Below are 14,486 nucleotides of genomic sequence, written 5' to 3'. Positions count from 1 at the left end.
AGACCCACACCGGTACGCGGCCGGATGCCGGCAGCCAGTCGCCGATGGTCTTGAGCAGTGCCGGTTCGTAGGCTGGCGGGGTCAGCGCCAGCATGCCCTGGTTGCTGCCGCCCCGGGCCAGCACGGCACCCTGGGCATCCATGGCCCAGGCGCGCAGATGGCTCGAGCCCCAGTCCACGGCGATCCAGGCGAGACGCTCAGGAATTTCCTCGTGCATGCTCGGCCTCCTCACCACTCGGCGATGGAGCCGTCCGCGTGGCGCCATACCGGGTTGCGCCAGCGATGTCCCAGCTTGGCCCGCTCCTCGACGAAGGCCTCGTCGATCTCCACACCGAGCCCCGGCCCCTGAGGAACGGCACAGAAGCCCTCTTCGATGGCCAGCACCGACTTGTCGATCAGATAGTCGAGCACGTCGTTGTCGCGGTTGTAGTGAATGCCCATGCTCTGCTCCTGGATGAAGGCGTTGTGGCTCACCGCGTCCAACTGCAGCGAGGCGGCCAGGGTCAGCGGGCCGAGCGGACAGTGCGGCGCCAGGGCCACGTCGTGGGCCGAAGCCAGCGCGGCGATCTTCAGCCCCTCGCTGATACCGCCGCAGTGGGAGAGGTCGGGCTGGACGATGTCGATCATGCCCTCGGCCAGCAGGTCGCGGAATTCGAAGCGGGTGTGCAGCCGTTCCCCGGTGGCCAGCGGATAGCCCAGGCCGCCGGCGATGTGCTTGAGCGCCGGCAGGTGCTCGGGTGCCAGCGGCTCCTCGACGAACATCGGGTGGTAGGGCTCCAGCTCGCGCAGCAGCGCCTTGGCCATGGGACGGTGCACGCGGCCGTGGAAATCGATGGCGATGCCCACCTCAGGTCCCACCGCCTCGCGCGCCTCGGCAACCCGCGCCACCGCTTCGTCGATCTTGCGGTGCGAGTCGACGATCTGCATCTCGGCGGTGCCGTTCATCTTGAACGCGGTGAAGCCCCGCGCCACCAGCTCTCTGGCGCCGGCACCCACCTCGCTCGGGCGGTCGCCGCCGGTCCAGGCGTACATGCGCATGCGCTCACGTACCGCGCCGCCCAGCAGCTGGTGCACCGGCACGCCCAGGTCGCGACCCTTGAGGTCCCACAGCGCCTGGTCGATGCCGGCGATGGCGCTCATCAGGATCGGGCCGCCGCGGTAGAAGCCGGCACGGTAGAGCGTATTCCACAGGTGCTCGATGCGATGCGGATCCTGGCCGATCAGGTAGTCGGCCAGCTCGTGCACGGCAGCTTCCACCGTGGCGGCACGACCCTCGATGACCGGCTCGCCCCAGCCGTAGCAGCCCTCGTCGGTCTCGATCTTGAGGAACAGCCAGCGCGGCGGCACCTGCCAGGTCTTGAGTCGGGTGATTCTCACCAGGGGTCTCCTCGATTGCGCAGAGCTCCATACCGACGGTGGCCGGAGAGAGGCTTGCCTGTCGGCATGCGGATTCACTATTAGAGCATGTATGCTTGTATGACAAGTTGACCGGGTCATCATCATGGCGAGGTGGCTTCGCCAGACACGAGGGGGGTGGATGAACATGGGACGCAACGACTTCAAGCGGCGGCTGCTCGCGGGGGAGCCCTTGACCGGCATCTGGCTGGGGCTGGCCAGTTCCTACGTGGCAGAGCTGGCGGCCACTGCGGGCTTCGACTGGCTGCTGCTGGACGGCGAGCATGCCCCCAACGACTTGGCCAGCCTGCTCGGCCAGCTGCAGGCCATCGCTCCCTATGCCAGTCAACCGGTGGTGCGTCCGCCCCATGGCGACACCGCGCTGCTCAAGCAGTACTTGGATATCGGGGCGCAGAACTTGTTGATTCCCATGGTGGAAACCGCCGAGCAAGCCGCCGAGCTGGTGGCGGCCACGCGCTATCCCCCGCACGGCATTCGCGGCATGGGCAGTATGCTGGCGCGAGCCTCGCGCTGGGGCCAGGTCGAAGACTATGTCGCCCGCGCCGATGACGAGATCTGCCTGATCCTGCAGCTGGAGAGCCCCCGTGCGCTGGCCAATCTCGAGGCTATCGCCGCCGTGGAAGGGGTCGATGCGCTGTTCGTGGGGCCGGCAGATCTCTCCGCGGCGATGGGCCATCGCGGCAACCCGGGGCACCCGGAAGTACGTGCTGCCATCGACGACGCCATCGTCAGGATCCGCGCCGCCGGCAGCGTGGCCGGCATTCTCACGCTGGACGAGCAGCAGGCCCACGACTACCTGGCGGCGGGGTGCGGCTTCGTCGGGGTGGGTATCGATGCCCTGCTGCTGGCCCAGGCGCTGCGCGGCCTGGCAGGGCGTTTCCGCCCGGCCTGACCGCACGTGCAAAAGTTGCCGAGGCTCAGCGGGCGGCAAGATCGCGCATCAGCGCTCGCAGGCCGTAGCGCCAGGGCGGCAGGGCATCGCTTCTGTCCACGTGATTGACCAGGGCGCCCAGCGCCGGCGTGGCGATGGTGACCCGGTCGCCCAGGTGATGGGTAAAGCCCTGGCCGGCGCCGTCGCGGTCCTGGATCGGCGAGAACATGGTGCCGAGGTAGAGCATGAAGCCATCGGGGTACTGGTGGTGGGCGCCGTGGGTCTGGCTGACCAGGTCGAGCGGGTCGCGGCTGATCTCGCCCATGTCGCTCTCGCCCTCGAGCAGGAAGTCGTCGTCGGTGCCCTCGATGCGCAGGGTGACCCGGGCGCGGCGCACGTCATCGATGCCGAAATTCTCGTCGAACAACCGAATGAAGGGACCGATGGCGCTGGAGGCATTGTTGTCCTTGGCCTTGCCCAGTAGCAGGGCGCTGCGCCCCTCGATATCGCGCAGGTTGACGTCGTTGCCGAGGGCAGCACCTCTGACCGTGCCGCGGCTGTCCACCGCCAGCACGATCTCCGGTTCCGGGTTGTTCCACTGCGACGCCGGGTGCAGGCCCACACCGGCGCCGAAGCCCACCGAGGAGAGCGGCTGCGCCTTGGTGAACACCTCGGCGTCGGGACCGATGCCGACCTCCATGTACTGCGACCAGCCCCCGCGGGCCTGCAGCTCGCGCTTTAGCGTCATGGCCTCTTCGGAGCCCGGCACGATGCGTGACAGGTCGCTGCCGATCAGCGCCTGCAGCTCTGCGCGCAGGGCGCTGGCCCGGGCCGGGTCGCCCCCCGCCTGCTCCTCGATCACCCGCTCGAGCAGACTCACCGCAAAGGTCACGCCGCAGGCCTTCACCGCCTGCAGGTCGCAGGGGGCCAGCAGGTAAGGGGTCCGTTGCGGCTCGGCCAGGGCGTTCTCCAGCAGCTGCTCCACGGAGCCCAGCGAGGGGCCCTCGGCATTCGCCAACGCCTCGAGCAGGTCGTCGCGCTCGAGCAGGTCGGCCATGGTTGGTCCCAGTTGGGTGACGTCGATGGCTTCTCCGTTGCGCACCGTGATCAGGACGGGGCCGGGATTCGGTGTGTCGCACCAGACCCGGCCGACCAGGCAGGCACGGTCCAGATCCCGAGGCAGGCAGTCGCGTAACGAGAGAGGGGTCATGGGGGTCTCCGGTGAGGGCGGAGTGGCGCCTGGCCAGGTTCCGCCTATCATGTTATTGATGTAGGTATGTATGACAGGTATGCCAGCTCTCCTAACTCTATCGCAAGGGCGCAGATGGGTCGAGGAGCAAGATTGGGCGAGACGAACCGCGAGGGGCAAACGATGTTCGAGGTCAACGGAGGTGCAATCGCCATCACCATGGGCGACCCGGCGGGCATCGGCCCGGAGATCATCTGTCGTGCCCTGGCAGAAATGTCGCCGGAGGAGCGTGACGGCACCCTGCTGGTAGGTGATCCGGTCATCTATCGCCGGGCTGCCGCCCTGCTCGGCGCCGCGCTCGACTTCGCTGCACTGGAGGAGGCCCGTGCCGGCGATGGCAAGATAGCGGTGGCCGAGGTGGCTGCCGAAGCAGAGATCGCCGATGGCCGCATTAGTGCTGCTAGCGGTGACCTGGCCTTTCGCTGTGTAAAACGGGCGGTGGAGCTGGTGCAGGCGGGCCGCGCCCGGGTGATCGTCACCGCGCCGCTGAACAAGGCGGCGCTGCATGCCTCAGGGCATCACTACGATGGCCATACCGGCATGCTGGCGGCGCTCACCGGTGCGCCCTCCTCCTTCATGCTGCTCGCCTCCGAGACGCTCTCCACGCTGCACGTTTCCACTCATGTGTCGCTACGCGATGCCATCGAGCGGGTCACCGAGGCGCGCATCGCCGCCACCGTGGCGGTGGGGCACGAGCACCTGGTGAGCATGGGCATTCCGCAGCCGCGTATCGCCGTGGCCGGACTCAACCCTCACTGCGGTGAAGGTGGCATTTTCGGCGACGAGGATGAGCGGATCATTGCGCCGGCGGTGCGTGAGCTGCGCGAACGCGGCTTCGAGGTGCAGGGGCCGATCTCGGCGGACACCGTCTTCTATCGCGCCTCGCGCGGCGAGTTCGACCTGGTGGTGGCGCAGTATCACGACCAGGGCCATATCCCGGTGAAGCTGATCGCCTTCGACACCACGGTCAACGTCAGCCTAGGGCTGCCGATTCAGCGCACCTCGGTGGACCACGGCACCGCCTTCGATATCGCCTGGCAGGGCCGCGCGGACGCCACCAATCTGGGCGCGGCCATCGCCTATGCGCGCCGCTTGGCCGCGGGCGGCGGGTCATGAACGGCTGCCGGGTCGCCATCGTCGCCGACGACTTGACCGGCGCACTGGATGCAGCGGCTCCCTTTGCCGCCCGTGGGGCGCAGGCGCGGGTGGTGATCGCCCCCGAGCGGCTCGAGGCGGCGCTGAGCGCTTGGGGCGAAGCCCCGCCAGAAGTGATTGCCGTTAACACGGAGTCGCGCCATCTACCGGCGGCCGAGGCTGCCGAGCGGGTGGCCACGGTGGCCCGGCGTCTCTCCCCATACACCCCCACGGTGTGGTTCAAGAAGGTCGACTCCACCCTGCGCGGCCAGGTGGTGGCCGAGAGCCTGGCCATGCGTGACGTCGTCCCGCGGCGTTTGCTGGTGGCACCGGCGGTGCCGGCCCAGGGGCGAACGGTGTGCGAGGGGCGGGTGTGGGTCGAGGGGGAACCGCTGGGCGACTCCCTGGAGCGTGCTTTTGGCGCCGCGGGGGTGCCCTTGGCCAAGCATGCCAAGCCCTGTGACGCGCCGCTTCCCGAGGGCGACTGCGTGGCCGATGCGGCAAGCGACCGCGAGCTGGCCTGCCTCTACGATGCGGTACTGCGGGCGCCCGGCCACTGGCTGCTGGTGGGAGCCGCAGGATTGGCGACGGCCGTCGCCCAGCGCTGCTTTGGCCTGCTGCGAGTCGCCCCCTGTCCGCTGGTAGGCGTCGAGCGCGTGCTCTACGCGGTGGGCTCCCGCGCGCAACGAACCCAGGAGCAGGAGCGGCGGCTGCGAGAGCATGTCCCGGCTCTGGCCCGGTTGACGGCGCTGAAGGGGGGCGATGAAGAGGCCACGGCAGTGCTGCTGACCCCCGGCGCTGATGACGATACCGAGCTGGCGCCGTCGCAGATTGCCGCCGCCATGGGCGAGGCGGCATTGCGGACGGTATCGCACTGGCCAGAGGCGGCTACAGGGTTGCTCTTTCTCAGCGGCGGCGATATCGCCGTGGCGACCCTCTCCCGGCTGGGGGGCGCGGTCATCGCGGTGGAGGCGGAGTGGGCCCCCGGGATTGCCCTGGGGCATCTGGAAGGTGCGCCGCAGCGCTTGGTGATGACCAAGGCGGGGGGCTTCGGCGACGCGGATCTGCTGGTGCGGCTACATGATCGCCTTGGCCTGGAGAGTGCGTCGTCCTTGTCGACTTCTTGACCGGGTTGCGCACCGCTCGGAGGAGGGCTAGTGTTAGCTTGATGGTATGATACGTATACAGCAGGACAGCTGGATGTTCGCACTGAAAGACATTCACAGCGATGCAAGCTGCCTGCCCGACAAGACCCAACTCAGACCTGCTCGATACGCATAACAACATCGACAAATCGCGAGGAGTTCATGATGAGCCAGAAGAGCCAACGCCACCTCAAGACGTCCCTGCTGAGCGCCGCCCTGATCGCGGCGGGTATCGGCTTCACCGGGGCGGTTCAAGCCACCGAGACCCTGCGTTTTGCCCACGTGTACGAGACGTCGGAGCCTTTCCATCGCTGGGCGGAATGGGCCGCCGGTGAGATCGAGGAGCGCACCGAGGGCCGTTACAGGATCAGCGTGCATCCTGCCTCGTCGCTGGGTAACGAACAGGACATCAACGAGGCGCTTGGGCTGGGCACTGTCGACATCATCTATACCGGTACCCAGTTCGCGGGCCGCTATTACGGGCCGATGGGCATTGCCGGGGCGCCCTACATGTTCCGCGACTTCGACCACTGGCAGGCCTATGCCGAGAGCGACCTGTTCCAGGAGATAGCCGAGGGCTTCCAGGACGCCACCAACAACGTACCCATCGCCCTGAATTACTACGGTGAGCGCCACGTCACCTCCAACGAGCCGATCAACGTGCCGGAGGACATGCAGCGGCTGCGGATCCGCGTGCCCGGCGCTCCCCTCTACATGATGTTCCCGCGTGCGGCCGGTGCGAATCCCACCCCCATCGCCTTCGACGAAACCTACCTGGCCCTGCAGCAGGGGGTGGTCGATGCCCAGGAAAATCCTCTGCCGGCGATCCGTGCCATGGCCTTCCACGAGGTACAGGACGTCATCAACCTGACCGGCCACGTGACGGACTCGCTGGTCACCATCATCAGCGGCATACGCTGGAACCAGCTCTCCGAGGAGGATCAGGAGATCTTCCGTGAGGTGCTGCAGGAGGCCGCGCAGAACAATACCAACGACATCCTGCAGGCCGAGGCGGAGCTGGCGGCCTGGTTCGAGGAGCAGGGCAACACCATCAACGAGGTGGATCGCGAACCGTTCCGGGATGTCACCGTGCCCTACCACCTCGGCGACGATGCGGACTGGGACAAAGAGACCTACGAGCGGCTGCAGGCCCTGGGCCAGTAAGCCACCAGCGATCATCGACGGGTGCGTCCACCGCCACGGGCGGTGGACGCCGGGAGGCGTGAGATGTCGAAACGGATCGACGAACTCGATGAAGCGGTCGACCCCATGCTCGACTTCGAGTCGGCGTTCGATAGCGAGGAGTTCCGCTTTGGCGACTATGCCATCGAGGACTACTTCACTCTGGTGATCTTCTGGGCCTTGATCTTCGTCGTCTCGCTGCAGTTCTTCACCCGCTACGTGCTGGGCGACTCCACCACCTGGACGGAAGAGATCGCGCGCTATCTGCTGATCGTGGTCGGCTTTGCCGGCAGTGCGCTGGCGGTGAGGAAGGGCACCCACATCATGGTGGAGTTCTTCTACCGCTACATGCCCGGCTGGTTGGGTAAGATCGTGGCCGGCGTGGCCGAGGGCGTGAGCGTGGGGTTCTACATCGCCATGGCCTGGGTCACCTACAAGCTCGCCGATCGCACCGGCAGCATGATGATCTCGGTCGACCTGCCCAAGAACATCATCTACTTCACGGTCTTTGCCGCCTTCGTCGTCATGGCGTTTCGCGGCATTCAGAGAATCGTCCTGCGCCTTCGCGCAGCGCGTCAGTAAGGGCTGCCATCCATGAGTCGACTTTCCATGCTGCGCTGGCGAGCGCCGGTCGTCACGCCACTGCTCTCCGCGCTTGCCGTGCTCGGCTGCGTGATCCTGGCAGTGACCGGCTACTACCTCTCCTTTCTGTTCTTCTCGCTGTTCACCATGCTGGTGCTGGGGGTGCCGATCGCCATCAGTCTGGCCGGCGCCTGCCTGATGTTCGTGCTGATCTCCGGTCAGGTGCCGGATATTGTCGTGGCGCATCGCATGATCAACGGCATCGACAGCTTTCCGCTGCTGGCCATTCCGTTCTTCATCTTCGCCGGCAGCCTGATGAACAACGCCGGCATCACCGAGCGTATCTTCGATTTCGCCAAGGCACTGATGGGTTGGATGCGTGGCGGCCTCGGCCATGTCAACGTGGGGGCGAGCATCGTTTTCTCCGGCATGTCTGGTGCCGCGGTGGCAGACGCCGGCGGGCTGGGCACCATCGAGGTCAAGGCGATGAAGGATGCCGGCTACGACGAGGAGTTTGCCGTCGGTATCACCGCGGCATCCTCAACCATCGGGCCCATCATTCCGCCCAGTCTGCCCATGGTGATCTATGGCGTCATGGCCTCGGCGTCCGTAGGGCAGCTGTTCGCTGCCGGCCTGCTGCCGGGTCTGCTCATGGGCGCCATGCTGATGGGGATGATCTTCATCATCTCCCGGCGCCGCGGTTATACCGCCGATGCCCGCTTCTCGGTGGGCGTGCTGGGCAGGACCTTCGGGCGCGCGGTGCTGTCGCTGATGACGCCCGTGATCATCGTGGGGGGCATCATCACCGGGATGTTCACGCCCACCGAATCCGCCGTGGCTGCGGTGGTCTATGCGCTGTTCCTGGGGGTGGGGATCTATCGCACCCTGACCTGGCGCAAGCTGCTCAAGGTGAGCATGGAGACCATCGAAACCACGGCGATCATCCTATTCATCGTGGGCGCCGCCTCCATCTTCGCCTGGATCCTCTCCAGCAATCAGGTAACGCAGCATCTGGTGGTTCTGCTCGGTCCGTTCGCGGATAGCAAGATCGCCGTGCTGCTGTTCTCCAACATCGTATTGATCATCATCGGCTGCTTCATGGAGACCATCGCCGCCATCACCATTCTGGTACCGGTGCTGCTGCCGCTGGCCGTTGCGGTGGGCGTCGACCCGGTGCACTTCGGGGTGATCATGGTGTTGAACCTGATGATCGGCCTGCTGACGCCGCCGGTGGGCATGGTGCTCTACGTACTGTCACGGGTCTCCAACGTCAGCTTCGAGCGCTGCATGCGCGGGACGATCCCGTTCCTTATCCCGCTGGTGCTGTGCCTGCTGCTGGTGACCTTCGTGCCGGCCATCTCCATGTGGCTGCCCACCCTGGTCTATCGCTGAGACGACGATCCACAAGGAAAGGGAACGATGAGTGAAACGACGGACTTCAGAGTGGAGCGGGAAGCGCTGGAGCGCTTCATGAAGGCGGTGCTGGGGCGTGCCGGCGCCGACGAAGCCTCGGCCAGCGCCGCGACGCGGGCCCTGGTCACCGCTTCGCGGATGGGTACCGACAGCCACGGCCTGCGGCTCCTGCCCCATTACGTGCAGGCGTTGCAGGGTGGCCGCCTCAAAGGCGTGCCCCGGATGCGCTTCGAACGCCGGCTGCCCGCCACCGGTTATCTCGATGCCGACGACGGCCTCGGCCACCTGGCCGCCTATAGAGCCATGGAGCATGCCGTCGAGATGGCCGAGCAGGTCGGCATGGGGGCGGTGGCGGTGGGCAACGCCTCACATTTTGGTGCGGCGGGCTGCTACGCCCTGGCGGCGGCGGAGCGCGGGCTGATCGGGCTGGTCACGTGCAACTCCGACCCTTTCGTGCTGCCGCACCAGGGTAGCCGCCCGTTCCACGGCACCAATCCCATCGCCTTTGCCGCGCCGGTGGCGGGAGAGCAGCCCTACCTGCTCGATATGGCGACCAGCGCCATTCCCTGGAACCGGGTGCAGCAGTACGGTGCCATCGGCCGCGAGCTGCCCGACCAGGTGGCCGCCGATGCTGAGGGCCGGGTGACCCGCACGCCGGGCGAGGTGGCGGCACTGCTGCCCCTGGGCGGCAGCGAGTTTGGTTTCAAGGGCGCCGGCCTTGGCGGCATGGTAGAGGTTCTCAGTTCGATGCTCGCCGGCATGCAGCATGGCTATCGGCTGTTGCCCATGGGTGGACCCGACATGGCCTCGCCGCGCGGTATCGCCCACTTCGTCATGGCGCTCAGGCCTGATGCCTTCGCGCCGGGCGATCCCTTTCCCGCCTGCCTGCGGCGCTACCTGGACGATCTGCGCGCCCAGCCGGGGCGCAACGGGGGCGAAGTGCTGGTGCCCGGCGACCGGGAGTGGGCCTGCCAGGCGCAGCGCGACGCCCGGGGCATTCCCCTCGACAGCGCCAATCAGGCCGCCTACGCCGAGCTGGCCGAGCGTCTGGACGTACCGCCGCTGCGGCCGCTGAGCTGAGCGCATCTGGCGCGGCGATGCAGTAAGATAGCCGCAACAATCGTGACTGACAGGAGCCCCAGCCCATGAGCCGATATCGGATAGAGCGCAAGACGCTCTCGGAGCAGGTCGCCGAGCAGCTCGAGGCGGATATCCTCGAGGGGCGACTGAGCGAGAACGATCAGCTGCCCTCGGAGCGGGAGCTGATGGAGCAGTTCGGCGTGGGCCGCCCGGCGGTGCGCGAGGCGCTCTTCCATCTGCAGCAGCTGGGGCTGATCGCCATCAACAGCGGTACCCGGGCCAGGGTCATTCGCCCCACCGCCGAGTCGGTCATGGCGCGCCTTTCCGGGGTCACCCGCCAGCTACTCGCCAAGCCCGACGGCCAGCAGTACTTCCAGGAGGCGCGGGCTCTGTTTGAGATCTCCCTGGCCCGCTACGCCGCTCGCCACGCCAGCGACGAGGACCTGGCGAACCTACGTGCGGCGCTGCAGGACAACCGCGAGGCCGTGGGCGACGAGGCGCGCTTCAAGCGCTCCGACAACGACTTCCACGGCGTGCTGGCAAGCATCGCCCGCAACCCCATCTTCGACGCCATCCACGTGGCGCTCTCCGAGTGGCTCGACGACCGTCGCGCTCAGGTGCTGCAGCAGAAGGACGAGGACAAGGCGGCGATGGCGGCCCATATCGAGATCGTCGAGGCCATCGAATCCCGCGACCCCGATGCCGCCGAGGCGGCCATGCGGCGCCACCTCGACCGGCATTATGGGACCTATATGAAGCTCAAGAAGCGCCTTTCTGAGTAGCGATCAGCTGCAAGTTGACTCGGCGCTGATCCGTCGACAGGTCTAGGAGGAGGCCATGGCAAAAGACCTCCTCTTCGACCTGTCCCCGGCGCCCCTCGTCGAGCGCAGCCACGTTGACCACTATAAAGAGACGCCGCGCTTCCAGGGAATGAAATCATACTGCGCCAGCTCCACCGCGCGGGGCAGGTAGCGCCCCGAGGCGGTGTCGAGGCACAGCCTTAGCAGCCGCTCGGCGAGCTCGTCGATGCTCGTCTCGCCGCGGATGATGGGGCCGGCGTCGAAGTCGATGACGTCGCCCATGCGTGCGGCCAGTTCACTGTTGCTGGAGATCTTGAGCACCGGGGTCACGGGGTTGCCGGTGGGCGTGCCGAGTCCGGTGGTGAACAGGATCAGGTTGGCCCCGGAGCCGGCCAGGGCGGTGGTCGACTCCACGTCGTTGCCCGGGGTGCAGAGCAGGCTCAGCCCGGCCCGGGTGTGCGGCTCGGTGTAGTCGAGCACGTCCACCACCGGGCTGTCGCCGCCCTTCTTGGCGGCCCCGGCCGATTTCATGGCGTCGGTGATCAGGCCGTCGCGGATGTTGCCGGGCGAGGGGTTCATCGAGAAATCGGCGCCGACCCGGGCGGCATGGCGCTGATACGCCTCCATCAGCTTGGCGAAGCGCTCGGCCACGGCATCGTCGCGGCAGCGGGCGATCAACTCGTGCTCCACCCCGCACAGTTCGGGAAACTCACTCAGGATACCGCTGCCACCCAGCGCAACCAGGCGGTCGACCACGGCCCCCACCAGGGGATTGGCGGAGAGCCCCGAGAAGCCGTCGGAGCCGCCGCACTCCACGCCGAGGGTCAGCGCCGAGAGCGGGGCCGGTGTGCGCGGCGTGCGGTTGGCTTCACTCAGGCCGTCGAAGATGGTGGTCAGGGCCTCGCGAATCAGCGCCTCTTCGCTGATGCTGGCCTGCTGTTCCAGGTAGTGTACCGGGCGCAGCCCGCGCGGATCGCGCTCGGCCACGGCGTTTTGCAGCATCTCGATCTGCGCTTTCTGACAGCCCAGGCTGAGCACCGTGGCGCCAGCCACGTTGGGGTGGCAGATATACCCCGCCAGCAGCTGGCACAGCGCCTGGGCATCGTCGTCGGTGCCGCCGCAGCCCAGGGTATGGGTCAGAAAACGCACGCCGTCGACGTTGGGGAAGAGGCGCTCGCCGCTCGGTTCGGCCGGCGCCGTCCCGCTGCTGCCGTGCAGCAGCTCCCGGGCCATGCGCTTGTAGTCGCGATAGGGATCCTCTCCCAGGGCGTCGGCGACGCACTGGCGCAGCACCTCGATGTTGCGGTTCTCGCAGAACACCAGCGGAACCACCAGCCAGACGTTGGCGGTGCCCACCTGGCCGTTCGGGCGGTGATAGCCTTCGAAGGTGGCACCGGCGAAGGCCGAGACGTCCGGCGCCTGCCACTGGCCGCGGCGGGCCTGGGGTTCGCTGGTGGCGGTGCTGTGGGCGGTGTTGTCGGTGGTAATGGCCGCTCCCGCTGGGATGGGACGGGTGGCACGGCCCACGGTGACGCCGTACATGACCACCGCGTCGCCGACAGCAAGGTCGCGCAGGGCGAACTTGTGCTTGTGGCGGATGGCTTCCGCCAGGCGCAGGTGCCGGTCGCCGTCTTCCACGGCGTGGCCGGCGGGCAGGTCCTTGAGGGCCACGCGCACGTTGTCGGCGTGATGAACGCGCAGGCTGTCGAGATGTCCGTGATCGCTAGCGATAGTCTGGGTGGTCATGGGCGGTATTCCTTATGGCAGCCCGTTACAGAGGCTCGTCACTGCGGTTCGGCGATCACGTTCTGGACCTGCTCGCCGAGTCCCTCGATACCCAGGCGCATCCGCTGGCCGGGCTTCAGATAGGTCGGCGGCGTCTGGCCCATACCGACCCCGGGCGGGGTGCCGGTGGAGATGACGTCGCCCGGCTGCAGGCTCATGAAGCGGCTCAGGTAGCTGATCAGGAAGGGAATGCGATAGACCATGGTATGGGTGCTGCCGTCCTGGTAGCGATGGCCGTCCACCTCGAGCCAGAGATCGAGCTCATGGGGATCGCGGATTTCGTCCGGCGTCACCAACCAGGGGCCGAGCGGGCCGAAGGTGTCGCAACCCTTGCCCTTGTCCCAGGTGCCGCTACGCTCGAGCTGGAACTCCCGCTCGGAGACATCGTTGACCACGCAGTAACCCGCTACATGCTCCATGGCGTCGGCCTCGTCCACGTAGCGCGCGCTCTTGCCGATCACCACGCCGAGTTCCACTTCCCAGTCGGTCTTGCGCGAGTCGCGGGGGATGATGACGTCGTCGTTGGGACCGCAGATGGCGCTGGTCCACTTGGCGAAGACCACCGGCTCCGGCGGCACCTCGGCGCCGGTCTCGGCGGCGTGGTCGGAGTAGTTGAGGCCGATGCAGATGAACTTGCCTACGCGGCCTACGCAGGGCCCGAGACGGGTGTCGGCATCCACCGCCGGCAGCCGGGAGGGGTCGAGCTCGGCCAGCCGGGCCAGGGTGTCGCGCCCCAGATGGGCGCCGTCGAGGTCGGTCAGGTGGGCCGAAAGGTCGCGGATCACGCCCTCTGCGTCGAGTAGCCCAGGCTTCTCGTGGCCCCGGGGGCCGAAGCGCAGCAGTTTCATCGAGTTCTCCTCCGTCAGATGAGCCAGCCGCCGTCGATGACCTGAGCGGTGCCGGTGGTGTAGGCCGACTCGTCGGCAGCCAGATAGGTGGCCAGGGCAGCGATCTCCTCGGCCGTGCCGAGTCGCCCCAAGGGTTGGCGGGCGAGAAACTCGGCGTGTACTTCCGCCTCGGGGCGCCCCTGGCGCTCGGCCTGTTCGCGGATGCGCTGGCGCAGGGAAGGGGAGTCCACCGTGCCGGGGCAGATGGCGTTGCAGCGGATACCGCGGTCGATGTAGTCGGCGGCGATCGATTTGGTCAGGCCGAGCACCGCGGCCTTGGTGGTGCCGTAGGCGCAGCGGTTGGGCACGCCGGTGAGGCTGGAGGCCACCGAGGCCATGTTGATGATGCTGCCGCCACCGCTCGCGATCATGGTCGGCAGCAGGGTGCGGGTCAGGCGCAGCATGGCGGTGACGTTGAGAGCCAGCGAGCGCTCCCAGTCGGCATCGGTGACCTCCAGCAGCGCGCCGCTGGCGACGTAGCCGGCGCAGTTGAAGAGCACGTCCAGCGAGGTTAGCTCGTTGCCCAGGGCCGCGACGGCCTCGGCATCGAGTACGTCCAGGCGGCGCGCCTCGACGCCGGGCGTATCTTCGAGGTCGCGCAGCTTGCCGGCATCGATGTCGGTGGCGATGACCCGAGCGCCCTCGGCGGCGAAGCGCAGGGCCGTGGCACGACCGATGCCCTGGCCGGCGGCGGTGATCAGCGCGGTCTTGTGCTGCAGTCGCATGGCACCCTACCTGTATGACAGGCTGCTAGCCTGATGTTCGGTTAAGTATGGCGCAGTTGAAACGGCTTGCCAACCGGGCATGGCCGGCCAGGGCGTGGCCCTGTTTGGCGCCAGCGCCGTGCCAAGCAGTGACATGAAAAAGGCGGCCCTCAGGCCGCCTTTTTTCATTGCACGAATGGCAACGCTCACTCGCGCTTGCCGTCGACTAATCGGCTTA

Annotated in this window: 14 protein-coding genes; 8 read left to right on the top strand and 6 right to left on the bottom strand. The window is 67.2% G+C overall.

What is annotated here, in order from left to right:
- Both B8115_RS01060 and dgoD read right to left on the bottom strand, forming a co-directional pair.
- Positions 1 to 217 (bottom strand): 2-dehydro-3-deoxygalactonokinase (locus tag B8115_RS01060; RefSeq protein WP_010625878.1); only part of this gene is annotated, 217 nt, incomplete at its 3' end.
- A gap of 11 nt (positions 218 to 228) precedes the next feature.
- On the bottom strand, positions 229 to 1,377 hold the full coding sequence (dgoD, locus tag B8115_RS01055) for a galactonate dehydratase (RefSeq protein WP_010625877.1): 1,149 nt from the start codon (positions 1,375 to 1,377) through the stop codon (positions 229 to 231).
- A gap of 160 nt (positions 1,378 to 1,537) precedes the next feature.
- Between dgoD and hpaI the strand changes: the two genes are divergently transcribed.
- A complete protein-coding gene (gene hpaI, locus B8115_RS01050; RefSeq protein WP_010625876.1) occupies positions 1,538 to 2,308 on the top strand; it encodes a 4-hydroxy-2-oxoheptanedioate aldolase in 771 nt (256 codons plus the stop codon).
- 25 nt (positions 2,309 to 2,333) lie between these two features.
- Here hpaI and B8115_RS01045 read toward each other — a convergent pair whose 3' ends face one another.
- Positions 2,334 to 3,497, bottom strand: a complete 1,164-nt coding sequence (locus tag B8115_RS01045) for a fumarylacetoacetate hydrolase family protein (protein ID WP_010625875.1) — start codon at positions 3,495 to 3,497, stop codon at positions 2,334 to 2,336.
- A gap of 162 nt (positions 3,498 to 3,659) precedes the next feature.
- Here B8115_RS01045 and pdxA point away from each other — a divergent pair, with 162 nt between their 5' ends.
- The 7 genes from pdxA (at position 3,660) to nanR (ending at position 10,854) form a co-directional block, all read left to right on the top strand.
- Positions 3,660 to 4,652: a 4-hydroxythreonine-4-phosphate dehydrogenase PdxA gene (pdxA, locus tag B8115_RS01040; protein WP_010625874.1), complete on the top strand. Its 993-nt coding sequence runs from the start codon at positions 3,660 to 3,662 to the stop codon at positions 4,650 to 4,652.
- On the top strand, positions 4,649 to 5,797 hold the full coding sequence (locus tag B8115_RS01035) for a four-carbon acid sugar kinase family protein (protein ID WP_010625873.1): 1,149 nt from the start codon (positions 4,649 to 4,651) through the stop codon (positions 5,795 to 5,797). Before pdxA ends, B8115_RS01035 begins: the two co-directional genes overlap by 4 nt.
- A gap of 183 nt (positions 5,798 to 5,980) precedes the next feature.
- Entirely contained in the window at positions 5,981 to 6,979 is a 999-nt protein-coding gene (locus B8115_RS01030; RefSeq protein ID WP_010625872.1) for a sialic acid TRAP transporter substrate-binding protein SiaP, read from the top strand.
- A gap of 63 nt (positions 6,980 to 7,042) precedes the next feature.
- A complete protein-coding gene (locus B8115_RS01025; RefSeq protein WP_010625871.1) occupies positions 7,043 to 7,579 on the top strand; it encodes a TRAP transporter small permease in 537 nt (178 codons plus the stop codon).
- Between the two features lie 12 nt (positions 7,580 to 7,591).
- On the top strand, positions 7,592 to 8,971 hold the full coding sequence (locus B8115_RS01020) for a TRAP transporter large permease (RefSeq protein WP_026037793.1): 1,380 nt from the start codon (positions 7,592 to 7,594) through the stop codon (positions 8,969 to 8,971).
- A gap of 27 nt (positions 8,972 to 8,998) precedes the next feature.
- Positions 8,999 to 10,072, top strand: coding sequence for an Ldh family oxidoreductase (locus B8115_RS01015; RefSeq protein WP_010625869.1), 1,074 nt, complete (start codon positions 8,999 to 9,001; stop codon positions 10,070 to 10,072).
- Between the two features lie 65 nt (positions 10,073 to 10,137).
- Positions 10,138 to 10,854, top strand: coding sequence for a transcriptional regulator NanR (nanR, locus tag B8115_RS01010; RefSeq protein ID WP_010625868.1), 717 nt, complete (start codon positions 10,138 to 10,140; stop codon positions 10,852 to 10,854).
- Between the two features lie 120 nt (positions 10,855 to 10,974).
- Here nanR and B8115_RS01005 read toward each other — a convergent pair whose 3' ends face one another.
- From B8115_RS01005 to B8115_RS00995, 3 genes are read right to left on the bottom strand one after another with little or no spacing between them, the layout of a single operon-like run.
- Positions 10,975 to 12,618, bottom strand: a complete 1,644-nt coding sequence (locus tag B8115_RS01005) for a UxaA family hydrolase (RefSeq protein ID WP_010625867.1) — start codon at positions 12,616 to 12,618, stop codon at positions 10,975 to 10,977.
- 38 nt (positions 12,619 to 12,656) lie between these two features.
- Complete coding sequence (locus B8115_RS01000; protein ID WP_010625866.1) at positions 12,657 to 13,505, bottom strand: fumarylacetoacetate hydrolase family protein; 849 nt, start codon at positions 13,503 to 13,505, stop codon at positions 12,657 to 12,659.
- Between the two features lie 14 nt (positions 13,506 to 13,519).
- Entirely contained in the window at positions 13,520 to 14,269 is a 750-nt protein-coding gene (locus tag B8115_RS00995; RefSeq protein ID WP_010625865.1) for an SDR family oxidoreductase, read from the bottom strand.
- Positions 14,270 to 14,486 lie beyond the last annotated feature (217 nt).

Origin of the sequence: Halomonas sp. KM-1 (assembly GCF_000246875.1) — a bacterium.
Taxonomy (GTDB): Bacteria; Pseudomonadota; Gammaproteobacteria; order Pseudomonadales; family Halomonadaceae; genus Halomonas; species Halomonas aerodenitrificans.
Note: the sequence above shows the minus strand (reverse complement) of the source record. Positions and strands in the feature narration are given on the sequence as shown.

Coding starts and splice junctions, on each gene's coding strand:
- nanR (WP_010625868.1), top strand. CDS start 10,138: ATGAGCCGATATCGGATAGAGCGCAAGACGCTCTCGGAGCAGGTCGCC.
- B8115_RS01005 (WP_010625867.1), bottom strand. CDS start 12,618: ATGACCACCCAGACTATCGCTAGCGATCACGGACATCTCGACAGCCTG.
- B8115_RS01035 (WP_010625873.1), top strand. CDS start 4,649: ATGAACGGCTGCCGGGTCGCCATCGTCGCCGACGACTTGACCGGCGCA.
- B8115_RS01015 (WP_010625869.1), top strand. CDS start 8,999: ATGAGTGAAACGACGGACTTCAGAGTGGAGCGGGAAGCGCTGGAGCGC.
- B8115_RS00995 (WP_010625865.1), bottom strand. CDS start 14,269: ATGCGACTGCAGCACAAGACCGCGCTGATCACCGCCGCCGGCCAGGGC.
- B8115_RS01030 (WP_010625872.1), top strand. CDS start 5,981: ATGAGCCAGAAGAGCCAACGCCACCTCAAGACGTCCCTGCTGAGCGCC.
- B8115_RS01000 (WP_010625866.1), bottom strand. CDS start 13,505: ATGAAACTGCTGCGCTTCGGCCCCCGGGGCCACGAGAAGCCTGGGCTA.
- pdxA (WP_010625874.1), top strand. CDS start 3,660: ATGTTCGAGGTCAACGGAGGTGCAATCGCCATCACCATGGGCGACCCG.
- hpaI (WP_010625876.1), top strand. CDS start 1,538: ATGAACATGGGACGCAACGACTTCAAGCGGCGGCTGCTCGCGGGGGAG.
- B8115_RS01020 (WP_026037793.1), top strand. CDS start 7,592: ATGAGTCGACTTTCCATGCTGCGCTGGCGAGCGCCGGTCGTCACGCCA.
- B8115_RS01045 (WP_010625875.1), bottom strand. CDS start 3,497: ATGACCCCTCTCTCGTTACGCGACTGCCTGCCTCGGGATCTGGACCGT.
- B8115_RS01025 (WP_010625871.1), top strand. CDS start 7,043: ATGTCGAAACGGATCGACGAACTCGATGAAGCGGTCGACCCCATGCTC.